A 13505-nucleotide genomic window follows, 5' to 3' on the forward strand; every position below is an offset into this window, starting at 1 on the left:
ATTTAAAATTATTTTAATAAGTCTTTATTCGCACAATTTTTTGAGATGTCGCCATTTAAAGCATTGATAAGATTATCTACGGCACACATCACCATATTGAATCGAGTTTCTGCCGTCGCTGAGCCGATATGTGGGAACATGACAGCGTTATCTAATTTGCACAGTGGTGAGTCTGCTGGCAGTGGCTCTACTTCAAAAACATCCAAACCAGCAGCCTTGATTGTGCCTTTCGTTAAGGCGTCAATCAGAGCAGATTCATCAATGACCTTGCCTCTAGAGCCATTAATGAAAATGGAGCTCTTTTTCATCATGGCAAATTCATTCTTGCCAATCAGTCGTTCCGTTTGCGGCGTTAATGGCGTCATGACGCAAACGAAATCAGATGTCTTGAGCAAAGACGCCATATCCATATAAGAAGCGTTAAAATCTTTTTCAGCTTCTTCTTTACGGCTACGGTTGCTGTATTGAATTTTCATGTCAAACCCAAGGTGAGCACGTTTGGCAATGGCGTATCCAATGCGTCCCATACCAATAATGCCTAAGGTTTTACCATGAATGTCGGTGCCAAAATGTGCTTCACCAATGCTGCTTGTCCAACGGCCTTCACGAACCATATTCGCCATTTCTACGGCACGTCTTGCTGTGCACATAATGAGAGTAAATAGAGTATCGGCTGTGGTTTCATTTAGCACATTGGGCGTGTGCATTAGGGGAATATTGCGCTGTGCAAGATAAGGAAGGTCGTATTGATCGGTACCGACAGAAATAGTGGAAGCTGCTTTCAAATTCGGAGCGTACGTCAAAACCTCAGCGTCCATTTTTACACTGGCACCAATCAATCCTTCCGTTTCAGCAAGCGCAGAAAGAAACGCACTTTTATTGTTATCATTTATTCCGTCGAAATAAGTAACATTAAAGTGCGCTTGCAGTTTCTGCAGCGCTTGCTCAGGAATCCCTTTGTATAAAAGGACGTTGCGTTTCATCTTACTTAAGCTTGCTCTAGCTCGATTAACTTAGCGCGAGTCGGAAGGCTTTCGCTGTCGCCACGTACTTGTACTGCTAATGAGCCAAATAAGTTACCGCGACGTGCTGCTTCTGCAACGCTTTTGCCATCCAACAATGCAGAGATAACGCCAGTAGCAAAACTGTCGCCAGCGCCTACTGTATCGATAACTTTTTCCACTTTGAAACCTGCTACTGTGCCAGATTCGCCTGCCGCTGTTTTGTAAAATGCGCCTTCTGCTCCTAGTTTAACGATAACGGTTTTCGCGCCATTGCTTAGGTAGAAGTCTGCGATTGTTTCTGGGTCTTCACTGCCTACAAGGATTTTACCTTCTTCAACACCTGGTAAAACGATGTCGCTGGCAAAAGCCAATTCATTAACCGTTTTGATCATGGTTTCTTGGTTTGGCCACAATGTTGGGCGCAAGTTCGTATCAAAGGTAATGCTGCAGCCTTGTGCTCTTGCGTATTCTAGCGCTTTAAAAATCGCTTCTCGCATAGAGCTAGAAACCGCAGCGGCAACACCTGTTAAATGTAGGTGAGTGTCAGCTTTAAATAAGCTCGCATCAATATCATTGGCGTTCAGCGTTGATGCTGCTGAGTTACGACGGAAATATTCTACTGCTGGATCGCTGCCGTCTGTTTGACTGGTTTTCATCATGAAACCTGTTGGGTAATCCGCAGTTTCAGAGATAGAGTCTGTATTGATGTTTTCTTTGCCGATCGCATTGCGGATAAATTCACCAATGCAGTCGTTGCCCACTTTGCTGACGTAGTTAGATTGGAAGCCAAGGCGCGCCATACCAATTGCGACGTTCACTTCTGCGCCTGCTAAGTAGCGAGAGAACTCTTCAACGTCTGCTAGTCTTCCAGGTGTTTTTGCAACGAATAGTCCCATTGCTTCACCGAGTGTTACAAAAGATTGTGCTTGGTTATTTTGCGCCATGTTTATTATTCCTATCTTATTATTGCCGTCATCGAGGTCATTTATTGTAGACCTGTTATATTTTGATCAAGAAGATAACATGGAACCGATTCCAAAAACAGCTAAATCCGTCCTATGTTGATTGTCTAATAACCAATTCTGCAGCCAACTTGATGTGCTGCGTTGGTTCGCTATTGCCTTGAATACGCGTTAAAAGACGGTTACAGGCAGTTTGTCCAATGTCTTGCGTAGGCTGACGCATGACAGTTATACCGCCTTCAAACAATTGCACCCATTCAGGATCATCTATTCCAATTAATCCAATATCTTGGCCTGCTTTGATATTCAGCTTTTTTAAAGCTTTTGCTGCACTCATGGTGGCAACACCATTAGTGGTAAAAATGGCTTTTTTACGATTTGGATTCTCTTGTAGAAAGTCGTTAATCGTTGAACTCATACAAGGCTCACTCATTTTGTCTGTTTCCACAATGTCGCAAGTCATGTCTTCCTGTTCTGCAACGAAAGCTTGAATAGCGTCAACGCGTGCACGTCGAGGTTCAATGGTAAGAGACTCAGTGATGACCAAAATGTCTTCATAGGATTTGGATAACAGATGTTCGCAGGCTTGTTTGGCAGCGGCTTCATTATCCAAGCCGACCGAATCAAATCCAAGTGAGGTGTTAATGCGGTCAACCAAGACAAGAGGGCAGGTTAGTTTGGCTAAGTTGTCGAGTTGCTTCGGTGCCATGGCTGCGATGTTGACGATTATGCCGTCTACTCTATGTGCTTCTAACAGATTCAAGTAACTGTCTTGTAAGTCTTTTTCATTGTCCGTGTTACACACCATCAGCATGTAACCTTCTTGGCGACAAACATGCTCTATCCCCTTCAATACATCGATAGAATAAGGGTTGGTGACATCGGCAAACATAAGTCCAATGAGCTTCGAGTGACCGGCTCGTAACATTCGAGCGGAGTGATTTGGACGGAAATCTAAATGGGCGATAGCGTCTTCAATTTTCTCTCGAAGCTTTTCTGATAACTTGTTTTGTTCGCCATTTAGATAGCGAGAAACACTGGTCTTTCCGACATTAGCGTATTTGGCGACATCAGAAATGGTGGTGAAATTTTTGTTCGGTTTCTTCGGCAATGTTTTGTCTCAGTATTTGAATGAAATGAGAAAGTCCCACAGAAATGAGTAATAGGTAGGTGTTTTATCTACTTTAAACTATGATCCTAGTAAGGTGCAATTGTAAGTCTCAAATCTGTTTTTATCCCGCACTTGGGCTTTTTTAGAGCTCTTTTTTAATGGCAGGAATCCTATGAAAATTTTCAGTTGTCAGCAATGTGGTCAAACCGTGTTATTTGAAAATACGCATTGTGAGCAATGTTCGTCTGCACTGGGCTTTTTGCCTGATCAGTTGGTGCTTAGTGCGTTAAAGTCTGTCGATAACGCTTGGTATGCCATGGCGGACACATCGGTTCCGGTTAAGCGTTGGTATTACTGTGAAAACCATCAGCATCAAGTATGTAATTGGCTGGTGGAAGAGGGTGGAAGTTCATTTTGTGTGGCGTGTGATTTGAACCGCCATATTCCTAACTTAGGCAAAATAGAAGAACGCCAAGCGTGGCAGCAGTTGGAGTTTGCCAAGCACAGATTAGTTTATTCTTTGTTGCGCCTTGGCTTGCCTTTAGTCAGTAAGAAAAAAGCGCCAGAAGAAGGTTTATCATTCGATTTTATTTCTGAAAATAATGTGGTGCCAGAAGATGTGAGCCCAATGACTGGGCACGCTTCAGGCCAAGTGACTATCAATGCGGCAGAAGGTAATTCAGTAGACCGAGAGCAAATGCGCGAGGATATGAATGAGTCTTATCGAACAGTGATCGGTCATTTTCGACATGAGATTGGACACTATTATTGGGATTCATTGGTGTTTGATGATGAACAGACTTTAGCTGAGTTTCGCGCTTTATTTGGTGATGATACGACAGACTATGCTGAAGCGTTAGAAGCTCATTACAAAACACCAAATGCAGAGTGGCAGCAATCTTTTGTGAGTGTGTATGCTTCATCACACCCTTGGGAAGATTGGGCGGAAACGTGGGCGCATTATCTGCATATCGTCGACACATTAGAAACCGCCAGTGATTTGGGGTTGAGTTTTCAGCCTATTGGATCTAATCGACAAAATCTGGCTGTTATGGTGAATATCGATCCTTTTAGCCATGATGATTTTGAAGAAATTTTGGCTCAGTACATTCCTTTAACTTTTGCTGTGAACAGCTTAAACAGAGGGATGGGACAACCAGATTTGTATCCTTTTATCTTGGTGCCAGCGGTGCGTCAAAAATTGGCCTTTATTCATAAATTGCTTCGATCTCAGTCGAAATAAATGGGTTGAGCAGGTGAGGATTTTACTTATTCATAGCTGTGGAGAGGCTGATCCGTTATCATGCTCGCTGCATAGGAACGGGTTCGCCTGTTTCCTGACTCCCAATATTTAGGACCCCAATGAAAAAGACATTTAAGTTATCTCACCCAAAAATTGCCTATCCTCGTTTAATTGAAGCGACAAAAGCGGAAGTTAAAAAATATCTAAAACGAGAGCGCAATAAAAGCTTGCCTGATTACGCAGATTTTTGGGGGTTTGATTGTAAGTTTGGCGCAACAGAAGATTCAGCAGAAATCATTCATGTTGCTCAGATTAACGAAAAAATCAGTTTTGCAGAAAGCCAAGAATGGCAAGCGTTTTACTTAGAAATCATCGCAGCGCCAGCGCAACGTACTAAGCGTCCTGTATCAGAATCTAATGATGTTGATGACGAAGAATAGAGATTGAACGAACATAGCTATTCAGTTTGATGAGTGCATTACTTTTAAAAGACAGATCAACCACCATTGATCTGTCTTTTTTTGATTCTAACGATAGCCTTGAGCTTGCAGCTTAAATAAATGTGCGTATTGACCTTGCTGAGCCAACAAAGAGTCATGGGTTCCACGTTCTTTTATTTCACCATGTTCCATGACAATAATTTCATGAGCAAGGCGAACGGTGGAAAATCGATGGGAAATGAGAATCGCCATTTTGTCTTTTGTGTGTTCTTGGAAGTGTTCAAAAATACTGGCTTCAGCTTGGGCATCCATGGCCGCTGTTGGCTCATCTAATACTAAAATATCGGCTTCTTCTCTCATAAAAGCGCGAGCTAAGGCGATTTTTTGCCATTGACCGCCAGATAGTTCTTGCCCATCTTTAAACCAGCGCCCAAGTTGTGTTTTGTAGCCATTTTCTAGTTGATCAATAAAATCGGTTGCCTTGCCGAGTTCAGCGGCTTTTTTCCAACCAGATTCATCTTGGAATCGAGCGTCATCGCCTGCACCAATGTTTTCACCGACAATTAATTGGTATCGCACAAAGTCCTGAAAAATTACGCCAATACGCTTTAAAAGCGCTACTTCGTCCCATTCAATTAAATCTAAACCATCCAACAGTATACGACCTTGAGTTGGGTGATAAAGGCGAGTCAGTAGTTTAATAAGTGTTGTTTTACCTGAGCCGTTTTCGCCGACAATGGCGAGACTTTGCCCTGGTTTTATATGCAAATTAATGTTGGATAAAGCCGCGGTTTGACTGCCAGGATATTGAAAAGAAACTTGTTCGAAACGAATGCCGTCGTTTGGTTTTGGTCCAGTGGTTAAGCCAGTTGTTGAAAACGGTGTTTCTTGTTCTAGATATTCGTATAAATTGGACAAATAAAGGTTGTCTTCATACATGCCACTTATTGCGGTAAGTGAGGCTGAAACGGCACTTTGCCCTTGTTTGAATAACAATAAGTACATGGTCATTTGACCTAATGTAATCACGCCCAAAATGGTGTCGCTGACAATCCATGCGTAAGCGCCATAAAACACCAAAGAACCAATCACACCTAGAACAAAACCCCAAGTTTCGCGTCGTAGAATGAGCCGCTTACTTTCTTGGAAAAGCTTTTGAAAAATATCCGCATAACGTTGCAAAAAACGCCCACTTAATTGATATAAGCGAACCTCTTTAATGTGGTCTTCTCTGGCCAATAATGTTTCTAAATAGTTCTGCTGCCTTACTTCTGGTGAACGCCAGCGAAACATTAAGAATGCAGCACTGGAAAATTTTGCTTCTGCGATAAAAGAGGGAAGTGCGCCACACACAAGCAATATCAAAGCCCAAGGAGAAAAGTGCCATAGCAAAATCGCAAAGCTGGATAATGAAATGGCATTTTGCAGTAGCGCAAAGGTTTTATTCACTAAGGCAAGAGGGCGGCTAGAGGCTTCTCGGCGAGCGCGTACGAGCTTGTCGTAAAATTCAGAATCTTCAAAATGAGAAAGTGTCAGGGTTTGGGCTTTCTCCAAGATCAACATATTGACCTTATGGCCTAATAAACCTTGAAGTATCGCTTGCTGAGCAGTCAGTGCTCGTTGAGCAGCGGCAATGATGAGAACCAAAATACCTTCCAATATCACATACTTGAAGGCGGTTTGATAATGGAAAACACCTTTTTGTTCGTAGGTATTTATAGCGGCTAAAACAGCATCAACAATGAGTTGGCCAACGTATGCCATTGCAGCAGGCACAATCCCTGCGATTAAAGTGGCAATAGCTAAACCTATGGTTAAGGCGGGTGATGTTTTCCAAACCAATTCAATGGCTCGTCGGCTATAACGAAAAACACCCAACATATTTTTATCGACGTTATTTTTAGGTGCGGCAACTGGCTTCATTCATGATCCTAGCGAGAAAAGAGACAAGCAATTTATAGGCTTAGTATACGCCATATGTGGCGCTTCTCTGCTATCGATGAATAACTGAAACAAGAAATAAAACGAAACCAGAAGTGATGAAAAAGGTGTTGTGAGTGAGAACAACGCTTTCCATTTAAGTGTGCTAAATGGAAAGCGTTATAGCTGACAAAAATACTATTTTAGAAGAATAGCCATGAGAAAAGTTGAATGACGCCAGCAAAAACACCCACTAAAACGAGCAAGATCAGTGTGTTAATAAGGTACTTGAGGCGCTTGTAAGCTTTTCTGTTGGTTTTTTTAAGCTCTTTGCCTTTTTGTAGAAGTGGTGCGACAGACTTAAATATTTGGTTGGCTAAACCGCCTTTGTCTTCATGAGTGTTAGGCACAACAGAAGCTCGCATTAGCAATTTGTAGCTGATGTTAATCAGTTTTCCTAATGGATTGACGGGGCGGTTAAAGTCACACATTAAAATAAGGCGACTTTCTTCTGTATTGTTTTTGACGAAATGCAGATAGGTTTCATCAAACAAAAGATCCTTTCCGTCTCTCCATGAGTACTGCTCTCCATCGATATTAATAAAGCAGTCATTGCTATTCGGGGTTTCTAACCCTAAATGATAACGTAGCGAGCAAGCAACAGGATCAAGATGACGAGTAAGTTCTGAGTTGGCTGGCATGTAAGCAAACATGGCACCATTAATGTTTTTGATCTTACTGAGAATTTCAACGGTTTTAGGGCAGCTCTTCTGAGCGGAAGTGTGGGAGTAGCCATACCATTTTAGATAAAACTTACGCCATCCGTATTTATGGAAGGTTCTAAAGCCAACGTCATAATAGGCATCTGAGCCAAGAGTATTGATGTTTTCTAGCTCTCCTTCCTGTTGGAGAGCCAATGCTTCATCTCGTATTACTTCCCAATTAGCTCGTAGCTCATCAAGTTCTTTGTATTGCAAGGTATCAATAATTGGGCGACGGACAGCTTTAGATGAAAATAAATACAGCAAGCAGTTAAGTGGTGCAAAAATCGGCCAACCTTTTCGTAAATATTCAGTCCAGTTGGCATATCGAACGCTGCCTCTGTACGTATAAATGTAATACATAGAGCATAGACTGAAGCCCACTAAAAGAATCAATATGACGGCGAGGTACATTTTTTATCCCTATTAAAATACAGCTGTTCATTTTGTTTGCTAATTATTTACCAATTAGATCAAAATATGAACCTTTTAATGGGGTTTTGTACACATTTCACCTTGAATTTGTAAGCTTAATTTCTAAGTAGCATCACTTTCTACGAAATCGTTAACATCGTCTTGATCGAATATGACAGTGTTTTCCTCTTCCTCATAGAAGGTTTTAAGTTAACTACATCGTGGATTCTAAAAATATGTTGATATTGTAGGCTTTTAATATGGAATGATATTTTTCAGTAGGAAATGAAAGAGCCTATTTTGACGATGAAATAGGCTTTATTTATTGGAGGATTGTTTTACAATCTATTACTTAAAAAGTATAACCTGTTGTAATTGCCAAGTTTGAACCGTCATATTTATTAGAAGCCCCATCGAAGCGATACTCAATGTTGGTATAACGAAGTCCAATATTCAAAGATTTATAAATGTTGTAATTGGCTTCTAGAAGGAATCCTAGAGCATTATCAGCTTCAACATTTAGGTAACTGCTTCCAACTACAGAATATTCATATTCAGGGTTTAGATGGTAGGTGACACCTGCAGCAAGTTGTAATTTATCTGATTGCCTCAAAAAGAGAATATCAATAGGAAGGCGAGAAAAACTAACTTCACCATTAGATGCGTATATAGTGTCACTCATTGAATTTATAGCTAATTTGAAATAGGTGTCTTCGCTGCCAGATATTGGTATTATTGCATATGCTCCAAATAATAACCCACTACCAGCTTTTATTGTATCTGTTGAGCCACTCGTAAAAGTAACAGTGCTTATAACATCCCCTCCGTTAGCAAACCCTCCTTGTATTCCAAATTTAGTTGTTCTAATTTTATTCCCTGACTCTTCACTGTTTGCATTTGCAAATGTTGCTCCAGCAATCAATGATGCTGCTAATGCAATTTTAGTAAATCTCATATTATTCCTTATCCTTCATGATTTAGTTTTACATATACTCCAAGACGAGAAAATAAGTAAATTTTTTGGAAAAATCAATAATAAAAGCATAATACTTCTTGGTATTAGCAAAGATTTTTTGGAAAAAGATGAGGGTTATTTTTTATGCAACATCACTTTCTACGAAATCGTTAACATCGTCTTGATCGAATATGACAGTGTTTTCCTCTTCCTCATAGAAGGTTTCCTCATCAGGCTCTATGATTAAATCCTCCAATGGTTTTTTTGGGGCGGCATCCGCTAAGTCGAGCTGGACGCTGGTGTCTGTGTTTTTGACTTTTTTCGTTTTAGGTGCGCTTTTCTTCTTTGAGCCTAAAGCCTCTAAAAAGGCGTCTTTATTCTTTGCAAGGTACATAGACAAAGCTTCGATTTGAGTCGTGTCACTAATAAGGTTGCTACCTTCTAAGACGTTATAAAGCGCATCAGCTGTATCTAGCAGCTTATCGTAGGCATCAGCTTCTGCTTTCGAAATAAAAGTCATTCTTTCAATTCCATCACGTTCTACAACATATTGAGTAATTACAGGCATAATCCACCTCCAAAAATAATACTGTATAAATATACAGTATTATTTTCTCTATTGTCCAATGCTTTTGTTTGTTGATTTTGCCAATGATTGCTAAAGTGGCGCTCTTGATAAAGGAAATGGTTTTTATGCAATTCGACTTATCCCAATTAGATTTTTCTGTCGTAACTGAACATATTGAAGTGACGTTAACAGTGGCTTGGGCACTGCTTTTTTACATTGTAAGGCGCTATATAAAACGTCTGATTCGTTTAAATCAGAATATAGAACACGATAAAAAGCGCCAGAGAATTAACACGGTAGATAATATTTTCAATCTCTTCTTAGTGGTTGGTTTTATCTTAATTTGGTCATCTGAACTCCAAAATATCGCCATTTCCATTGCGGCATTTATGGTGGCGCTGGTTATCGCCACGAAAGAGTTTATCGCTTGTATTGTGGGTGCTTTTTACCGTGCCAGTACAAGGCCTTATCAAGTAGGTGATTGGATTCGTATTGCGAATTATGAAGGCGAAGTCACCGACAGCGATTGGCTTTCTACGACTCTGTTTGAAGTTGATTTAAAAGGCGGAAGTTATTCTTATACGGGGCGTACTACCGTAGTGCCGAACAGTGTTTTGCTGGTTCATACCGTGCAAAACCTGAACTATATGCGCCGTTATGTTACTCATAATTTCTCTATTTCACGTAATACGGATGATGTGAATTTATTTGTAATTAAAGAGCAGATCTTGGAGAAAATTCGCGAATACAGTGAGCATTTCCACGAAGTAGCGATTCGCTACAATAGCTTAATTGAAAAGCGTTTGGACATTAAAATTTCAGGCCCTGAACCTCGGGTTCGAATCACGACGACGCCAGAGGGTTACAACATATTCACTGTGTCTTTGTTCTGCCCAACAGAAGAAGCCGTAGGTATTGAGCAAAAGGTGACAGAAGATTTTATGCGGTTTTGGTATGAAGAGCGTAATGCCAATTGGAACCGACAGAGTGAATCGAGTGAGGCAAGTAAATGAAGATCTTTCAGCGAGCTTTAACACTGACTTTATTAGCAAGCACTTTACTGTTAATCGGCTGCAATAGCTTTTTAGTAAGTGAAGATGAAGTCAATCAAGAGGTTAAAAAACAGCTCGAAGAGTCACAACAGAACAAAATTACCTTCAACATCGATGGTAATGTTTTGAACTTGGATTTGTTAGTAACAGAAGCTGACATAGATTTCACCGCCCGTGATGGTGGCTTGGTTATTGTGGATTTAGTAAGTGATTTAAAAGGGACATTAACGGCATTTGGTCAAGAGTTTTCATTGACTACTGTGGTTCGTCCATCGTTTGAATCTGGCGTTCGCATTGAAGGCGATAAGCTTTATTTAGTTGGCCCAAGAATCACGAAAATAGACGTACAAGGCTCTACTTTTAGTGAGCAAATGTTACGTTCAACGTTGGGTTCTTTGCATGGCGATTTAGAGCAAGCGCTGGCTCAGCATTTTGCTAAGTATCCTGTGTATGTTCTGAATCATTCGCCATTTGAAAAAGTAGCCGGAGCGTTGGTGAAAGACATTATTATTAAAGAAGAATCCCTAGAGCTCTCTATTTTCTAGTTAAGTTCTTAGGTTGCCTTTATAATGCCGCGCTAAAATGAGCAGTAATGCTTCTCTCCCAGAATGAAGAATAGAGGAAACCCCTATGCCGATTGCAGATAATCAAGTTGTTCAATTTCACTACACATTACGTCATGGAGAAGACTTGATTGAAACGTCTGCGGGTAATGATCCTGCAGCGTACCTTCACGGTCACAGCAACATTGTTCCGGGACTAGAAAAAGCAATGGAAGGCAAAGAAGTAGGTGATGAATTTGAAGTAACAGTGCCTTGTGCTGAAGCTTACGGCGAGCGTCATGAAGATCGCACACAGCAAATGCCAATCAAACACTTGCAAGGCGCGAAACGCTGGAAACCTGGCATGGTTGCTGTGGTACAAACAGACAAAGGCATGCGTCAGGTAACCATCATTAAAGCCGGTCTGAAGCATGCAACAGTTGACTTGAATCACCCATTGTCAGGAAAAGATCTTACATTCAATATTGAGATTGTTGAGACTCGTGACGCAACCAATGATGAGATTGCCCACGGCCATGCACACGGTGTAGGCGGTCATCACCACTAGTAATTATTGAGTGAAAGAAAGCCTCTGTTGCGTTTATCGTAGCAGAGGCTTTTTTGTAGGAAAAAACGGTGGCGAGTCAAAAAAATGAAAATTAATAAGAATCGTTATCAACTAGCTTGACAGAACTTTCTTCTAGGTACATATTGATAATAGTTATCATTTATATGTTTGAAAGGAGAAAGCAATGACTCGCTACTTAGTGCCATTCTCAGTACTTGAACAAACCATTCAGGCGGGTCAGTGTGCAGACTCGCCAGAGATTCTCGATCATTACCTAACGCTGACAACAGAATACGCCGAGCGTCTGAGTATTCCTGATGCCACATCACTGCATCAACGGGTCTTTAACGTATTGCTCGATACTGTTTGCGATACCAGCCTTCCTCCTCACTGGCGTCAAACTTGCCTTGATAAAGTGTACTTACCTTTATCACAGCTAAAACGCTTAATCGTGACGTATCAAGATGCCAGAAGCTATTTCAAAATGGAGCACAGTTTGCGTACTTTGAGCCATTACTTTATTTCTTCTTACTAACAATAAGGACACATCATTAGAATGAAAATGCGTATTGAAAAAGACAGCATGGGTGAATTAAACGTACCTGAAGACGCTTTGTATGGCGCGCAAACTCAAAGGGCAATCAACAACTTCCCCATCAGTGATGAGCCACTTCCAGAAGCTTTTATTCGCTCTCTTATCTTAATCAAAGCAGCCGCGGCACGAGCTAACCAGAGCTTAGAGTGCATTACACCAGAACAATCAGCGGCTATTCAAAATGCCTGCGATGATTTGCTGAACGCCAAAAACTTAATGCAGCATTTCCCTGTGGATGTGTTCCAAACTGGCTCCGGTACCAGTTCAAACATGAACGCCAATGAAGTCATTGCGACGCTAGCAACCAAATACCATGGTTTGGATATTAATCCGAATGACCATGTGAACTTTGGACAAAGCAGTAACGATGTTATTCCAAGTGCTATTCATGTGAGTGCTACATTGGAATTAACAGGGCATTTACTTCCTGCGTTGGAATATTTAAAACAAGCCATTATTCAAAAAGGCGACTCTCTGGCTGGCTTTACCAAGACAGGCCGTACTCATTTAATGGACGCTATGCCAGTGCGTTTGGATCAAACTTTCCACGCTTGGGCTGCACAATTACAAGACAATATAGATAACCTGAAACACCTAGAAAGCAAAACATCACAACTCGCGCAAGGTGGTACGGCAGTAGGAACAGGGATTAACGCACACCCTGAGTTTGCCTCTCTATTCGCAAAAGAACTGTCTGATTTAACCAAGGTGACTTTTACTCCAGGTCAAAACTTTTTTGCTCTGATTGGTTCGCAAGATACGGCGGTTGCTTTGTCTGGTCAGCTAAAAGCCGTCGCGGTCACTTATATGAAAATTGCGAATGACTTACGCTGGATGAACTCAGGCCCATTGGCGGGATTGGGAGAAATTACCTTAGAAGCTTTACAGCCAGGGTCGTCCATCATGCCAGGCAAAGTGAATCCAGTGATTCCGGAAGCCACAGCCATGGTTGCGGCGCAAGTTATTGGTAATGACGCAGCGATCACTATTGGTGGTCAGTCTGGTAATTTTGAATTGAACGTCATGTTGCCAATGATTGCGAAGAACTTGCTGCATAGCATTAAACTACTGGCAAACAGTGGTCATTTGCTAGCAGACAATGCCATTACCACATTGACGGTAAATGAAGATAAGCTAAATGAAGCGTTACATCGTAACCCGATTCTCGTCACTGCATTAAACCCAATCATTGGTTATGGTAAAGCGGCTGAAATTGCGAAAACAGCTTACCGAGAAAAACGCCCAGTAGTGGATGTGGCCGAAGAGCAAACGGATTTAAGTCGAGATGAGTTAATGGCTTTGCTTGATCCAGCTAAATTAACAAACGGTGGTTTGTAATTACTGAAAAGGATTTCATAATTTGGTTATCC

The 13505-nt window shown here is 41.2% G+C and carries 14 protein-coding genes; 7 read left to right on the forward strand and 7 right to left on the reverse strand.

The window, feature by feature from the left end; genetic code table 11:
* Nucleotides 1–8: 8 nt before the first annotated feature.
* The 3 genes from AC0L46_RS10920 to AC0L46_RS10930 form a co-directional block, all read right to left on the reverse strand.
* On the reverse strand, nucleotides 9–983 hold the full coding sequence (locus tag AC0L46_RS10920; protein WP_473503561.1) for an NAD(P)-dependent oxidoreductase: 975 nt from the start codon (nucleotides 981–983) through the stop codon (nucleotides 9–11).
* Nucleotides 984–988: 5 nt separating this feature from the next.
* Complete coding sequence (locus tag AC0L46_RS10925; RefSeq protein ID WP_473503563.1) at nucleotides 989–1948, reverse strand: sugar kinase; 960 nt, start codon at nucleotides 1946–1948, stop codon at nucleotides 989–991.
* A 112-nt stretch (nucleotides 1949–2060) separates the two neighbouring features.
* Nucleotides 2061–3077 (reverse strand): LacI family DNA-binding transcriptional regulator, encoded by a 1017-nt coding sequence (locus AC0L46_RS10930; RefSeq protein WP_473503565.1) that lies wholly within the window; start codon nucleotides 3075–3077, stop codon nucleotides 2061–2063.
* A gap of 172 nt (nucleotides 3078–3249) precedes the next feature.
* Between AC0L46_RS10930 and AC0L46_RS10935 the strand changes: the two genes are divergently transcribed.
* Both AC0L46_RS10935 and AC0L46_RS10940 read left to right on the forward strand, forming a co-directional pair.
* Nucleotides 3250–4320, forward strand: a complete 1071-nt coding sequence (locus AC0L46_RS10935; RefSeq protein WP_473503567.1) for a zinc-binding metallopeptidase family protein — start codon at nucleotides 3250–3252, stop codon at nucleotides 4318–4320.
* A gap of 119 nt (nucleotides 4321–4439) precedes the next feature.
* On the forward strand, nucleotides 4440–4760 hold the full coding sequence (locus tag AC0L46_RS10940; RefSeq protein ID WP_473503569.1) for a DUF6172 family protein: 321 nt from the start codon (nucleotides 4440–4442) through the stop codon (nucleotides 4758–4760).
* Nucleotides 4761–4847: 87 nt separating this feature from the next.
* On the opposite strand, the gene AC0L46_RS10945 is transcribed toward AC0L46_RS10940, so the two are convergent.
* The 4 genes from AC0L46_RS10945 to AC0L46_RS10960 form a co-directional block, all read right to left on the reverse strand.
* Nucleotides 4848–6683, reverse strand: a complete 1836-nt coding sequence (locus tag AC0L46_RS10945) for an ABC transporter ATP-binding protein (protein WP_473503571.1) — start codon at nucleotides 6681–6683, stop codon at nucleotides 4848–4850.
* 200 nt (nucleotides 6684–6883) lie between these two features.
* Nucleotides 6884–7855 carry an aspartyl/asparaginyl beta-hydroxylase domain-containing protein gene (locus AC0L46_RS10950; RefSeq protein WP_473503573.1) on the reverse strand — a complete coding sequence of 324 codons (972 nt, stop codon included), beginning with the start codon at nucleotides 7853–7855 and terminating at the stop codon, nucleotides 6884–6886.
* 352 nt (nucleotides 7856–8207) lie between these two features.
* Nucleotides 8208–8810, reverse strand: a complete 603-nt coding sequence (locus AC0L46_RS10955; protein WP_473503575.1) for a hypothetical protein — start codon at nucleotides 8808–8810, stop codon at nucleotides 8208–8210.
* A 142-nt stretch (nucleotides 8811–8952) separates the two neighbouring features.
* Complete coding sequence (locus AC0L46_RS10960) at nucleotides 8953–9378, reverse strand: YebG family protein (protein WP_473503577.1); 426 nt, start codon at nucleotides 9376–9378, stop codon at nucleotides 8953–8955.
* A 125-nt stretch (nucleotides 9379–9503) separates the two neighbouring features.
* On the opposite strand from AC0L46_RS10960, the gene AC0L46_RS10965 reads away from it, so the two are divergent.
* From AC0L46_RS10965 to AC0L46_RS10985, 5 genes are all read left to right on the forward strand, one after another.
* Nucleotides 9504–10391: a mechanosensitive ion channel family protein gene (locus AC0L46_RS10965; protein WP_473503579.1), complete on the forward strand. Its 888-nt coding sequence runs from the start codon at nucleotides 9504–9506 to the stop codon at nucleotides 10389–10391.
* The gene (locus AC0L46_RS10970) at nucleotides 10388–10975 is read left to right on the forward strand and encodes a DUF1439 domain-containing protein (protein ID WP_473503581.1); all 588 of its coding nucleotides are present in this window, start codon (nucleotides 10388–10390) and stop codon (nucleotides 10973–10975) included. Before AC0L46_RS10965 ends, AC0L46_RS10970 begins: the two co-directional genes overlap by 4 nt.
* A gap of 85 nt (nucleotides 10976–11060) precedes the next feature.
* Nucleotides 11061–11540, forward strand: coding sequence for an FKBP-type peptidyl-prolyl cis-trans isomerase (locus AC0L46_RS10975; protein WP_473503583.1), 480 nt, complete (start codon nucleotides 11061–11063; stop codon nucleotides 11538–11540).
* A gap of 184 nt (nucleotides 11541–11724) precedes the next feature.
* Nucleotides 11725–12075, forward strand: a complete 351-nt coding sequence (locus AC0L46_RS10980) for a hypothetical protein (RefSeq protein ID WP_414680677.1) — start codon at nucleotides 11725–11727, stop codon at nucleotides 12073–12075.
* A gap of 21 nt (nucleotides 12076–12096) precedes the next feature.
* Nucleotides 12097–13473: a class II fumarate hydratase gene (locus tag AC0L46_RS10985; RefSeq protein WP_473503585.1), complete on the forward strand. Its 1377-nt coding sequence runs from the start codon at nucleotides 12097–12099 to the stop codon at nucleotides 13471–13473.
* Nucleotides 13474–13505: the final 32 nt, after the last annotated feature.

This window comes from Marinomonas sp. 15G6-16 (genome assembly GCF_055809555.1).

Bases quoted from the DNA above. Each gene is read 5' to 3' on its own strand.
- AC0L46_RS10960 (WP_473503577.1), bottom strand. From the start codon at position 9,378: ATGCCTGTAATTACTCAATATGTTGTAGAACGTGATGGAATTGAAAGA.
- AC0L46_RS10935 (WP_473503567.1), top strand. From the start codon at position 3,250: ATGAAAATTTTCAGTTGTCAGCAATGTGGTCAAACCGTGTTATTTGAA.
- AC0L46_RS10950 (WP_473503573.1), bottom strand. From the start codon at position 7,855: ATGTACCTCGCCGTCATATTGATTCTTTTAGTGGGCTTCAGTCTATGC.
- AC0L46_RS10925 (WP_473503563.1), bottom strand. From the start codon at position 1,948: ATGGCGCAAAATAACCAAGCACAATCTTTTGTAACACTCGGTGAAGCA.
- AC0L46_RS10965 (WP_473503579.1), top strand. From the start codon at position 9,504: ATGCAATTCGACTTATCCCAATTAGATTTTTCTGTCGTAACTGAACAT.
- AC0L46_RS10985 (WP_473503585.1), top strand. From the start codon at position 12,097: ATGAAAATGCGTATTGAAAAAGACAGCATGGGTGAATTAAACGTACCT.
- AC0L46_RS10980 (WP_414680677.1), top strand. From the start codon at position 11,725: ATGACTCGCTACTTAGTGCCATTCTCAGTACTTGAACAAACCATTCAG.
- AC0L46_RS10975 (WP_473503583.1), top strand. From the start codon at position 11,061: ATGCCGATTGCAGATAATCAAGTTGTTCAATTTCACTACACATTACGT.
- AC0L46_RS10955 (WP_473503575.1), bottom strand. From the start codon at position 8,810: ATGAGATTTACTAAAATTGCATTAGCAGCATCATTGATTGCTGGAGCA.
- AC0L46_RS10920 (WP_473503561.1), bottom strand. From the start codon at position 983: ATGAAACGCAACGTCCTTTTATACAAAGGGATTCCTGAGCAAGCGCTG.
- AC0L46_RS10945 (WP_473503571.1), bottom strand. From the start codon at position 6,683: ATGAAGCCAGTTGCCGCACCTAAAAATAACGTCGATAAAAATATGTTG.
- AC0L46_RS10970 (WP_473503581.1), top strand. From the start codon at position 10,388: ATGAAGATCTTTCAGCGAGCTTTAACACTGACTTTATTAGCAAGCACT.
- AC0L46_RS10940 (WP_473503569.1), top strand. From the start codon at position 4,440: ATGAAAAAGACATTTAAGTTATCTCACCCAAAAATTGCCTATCCTCGT.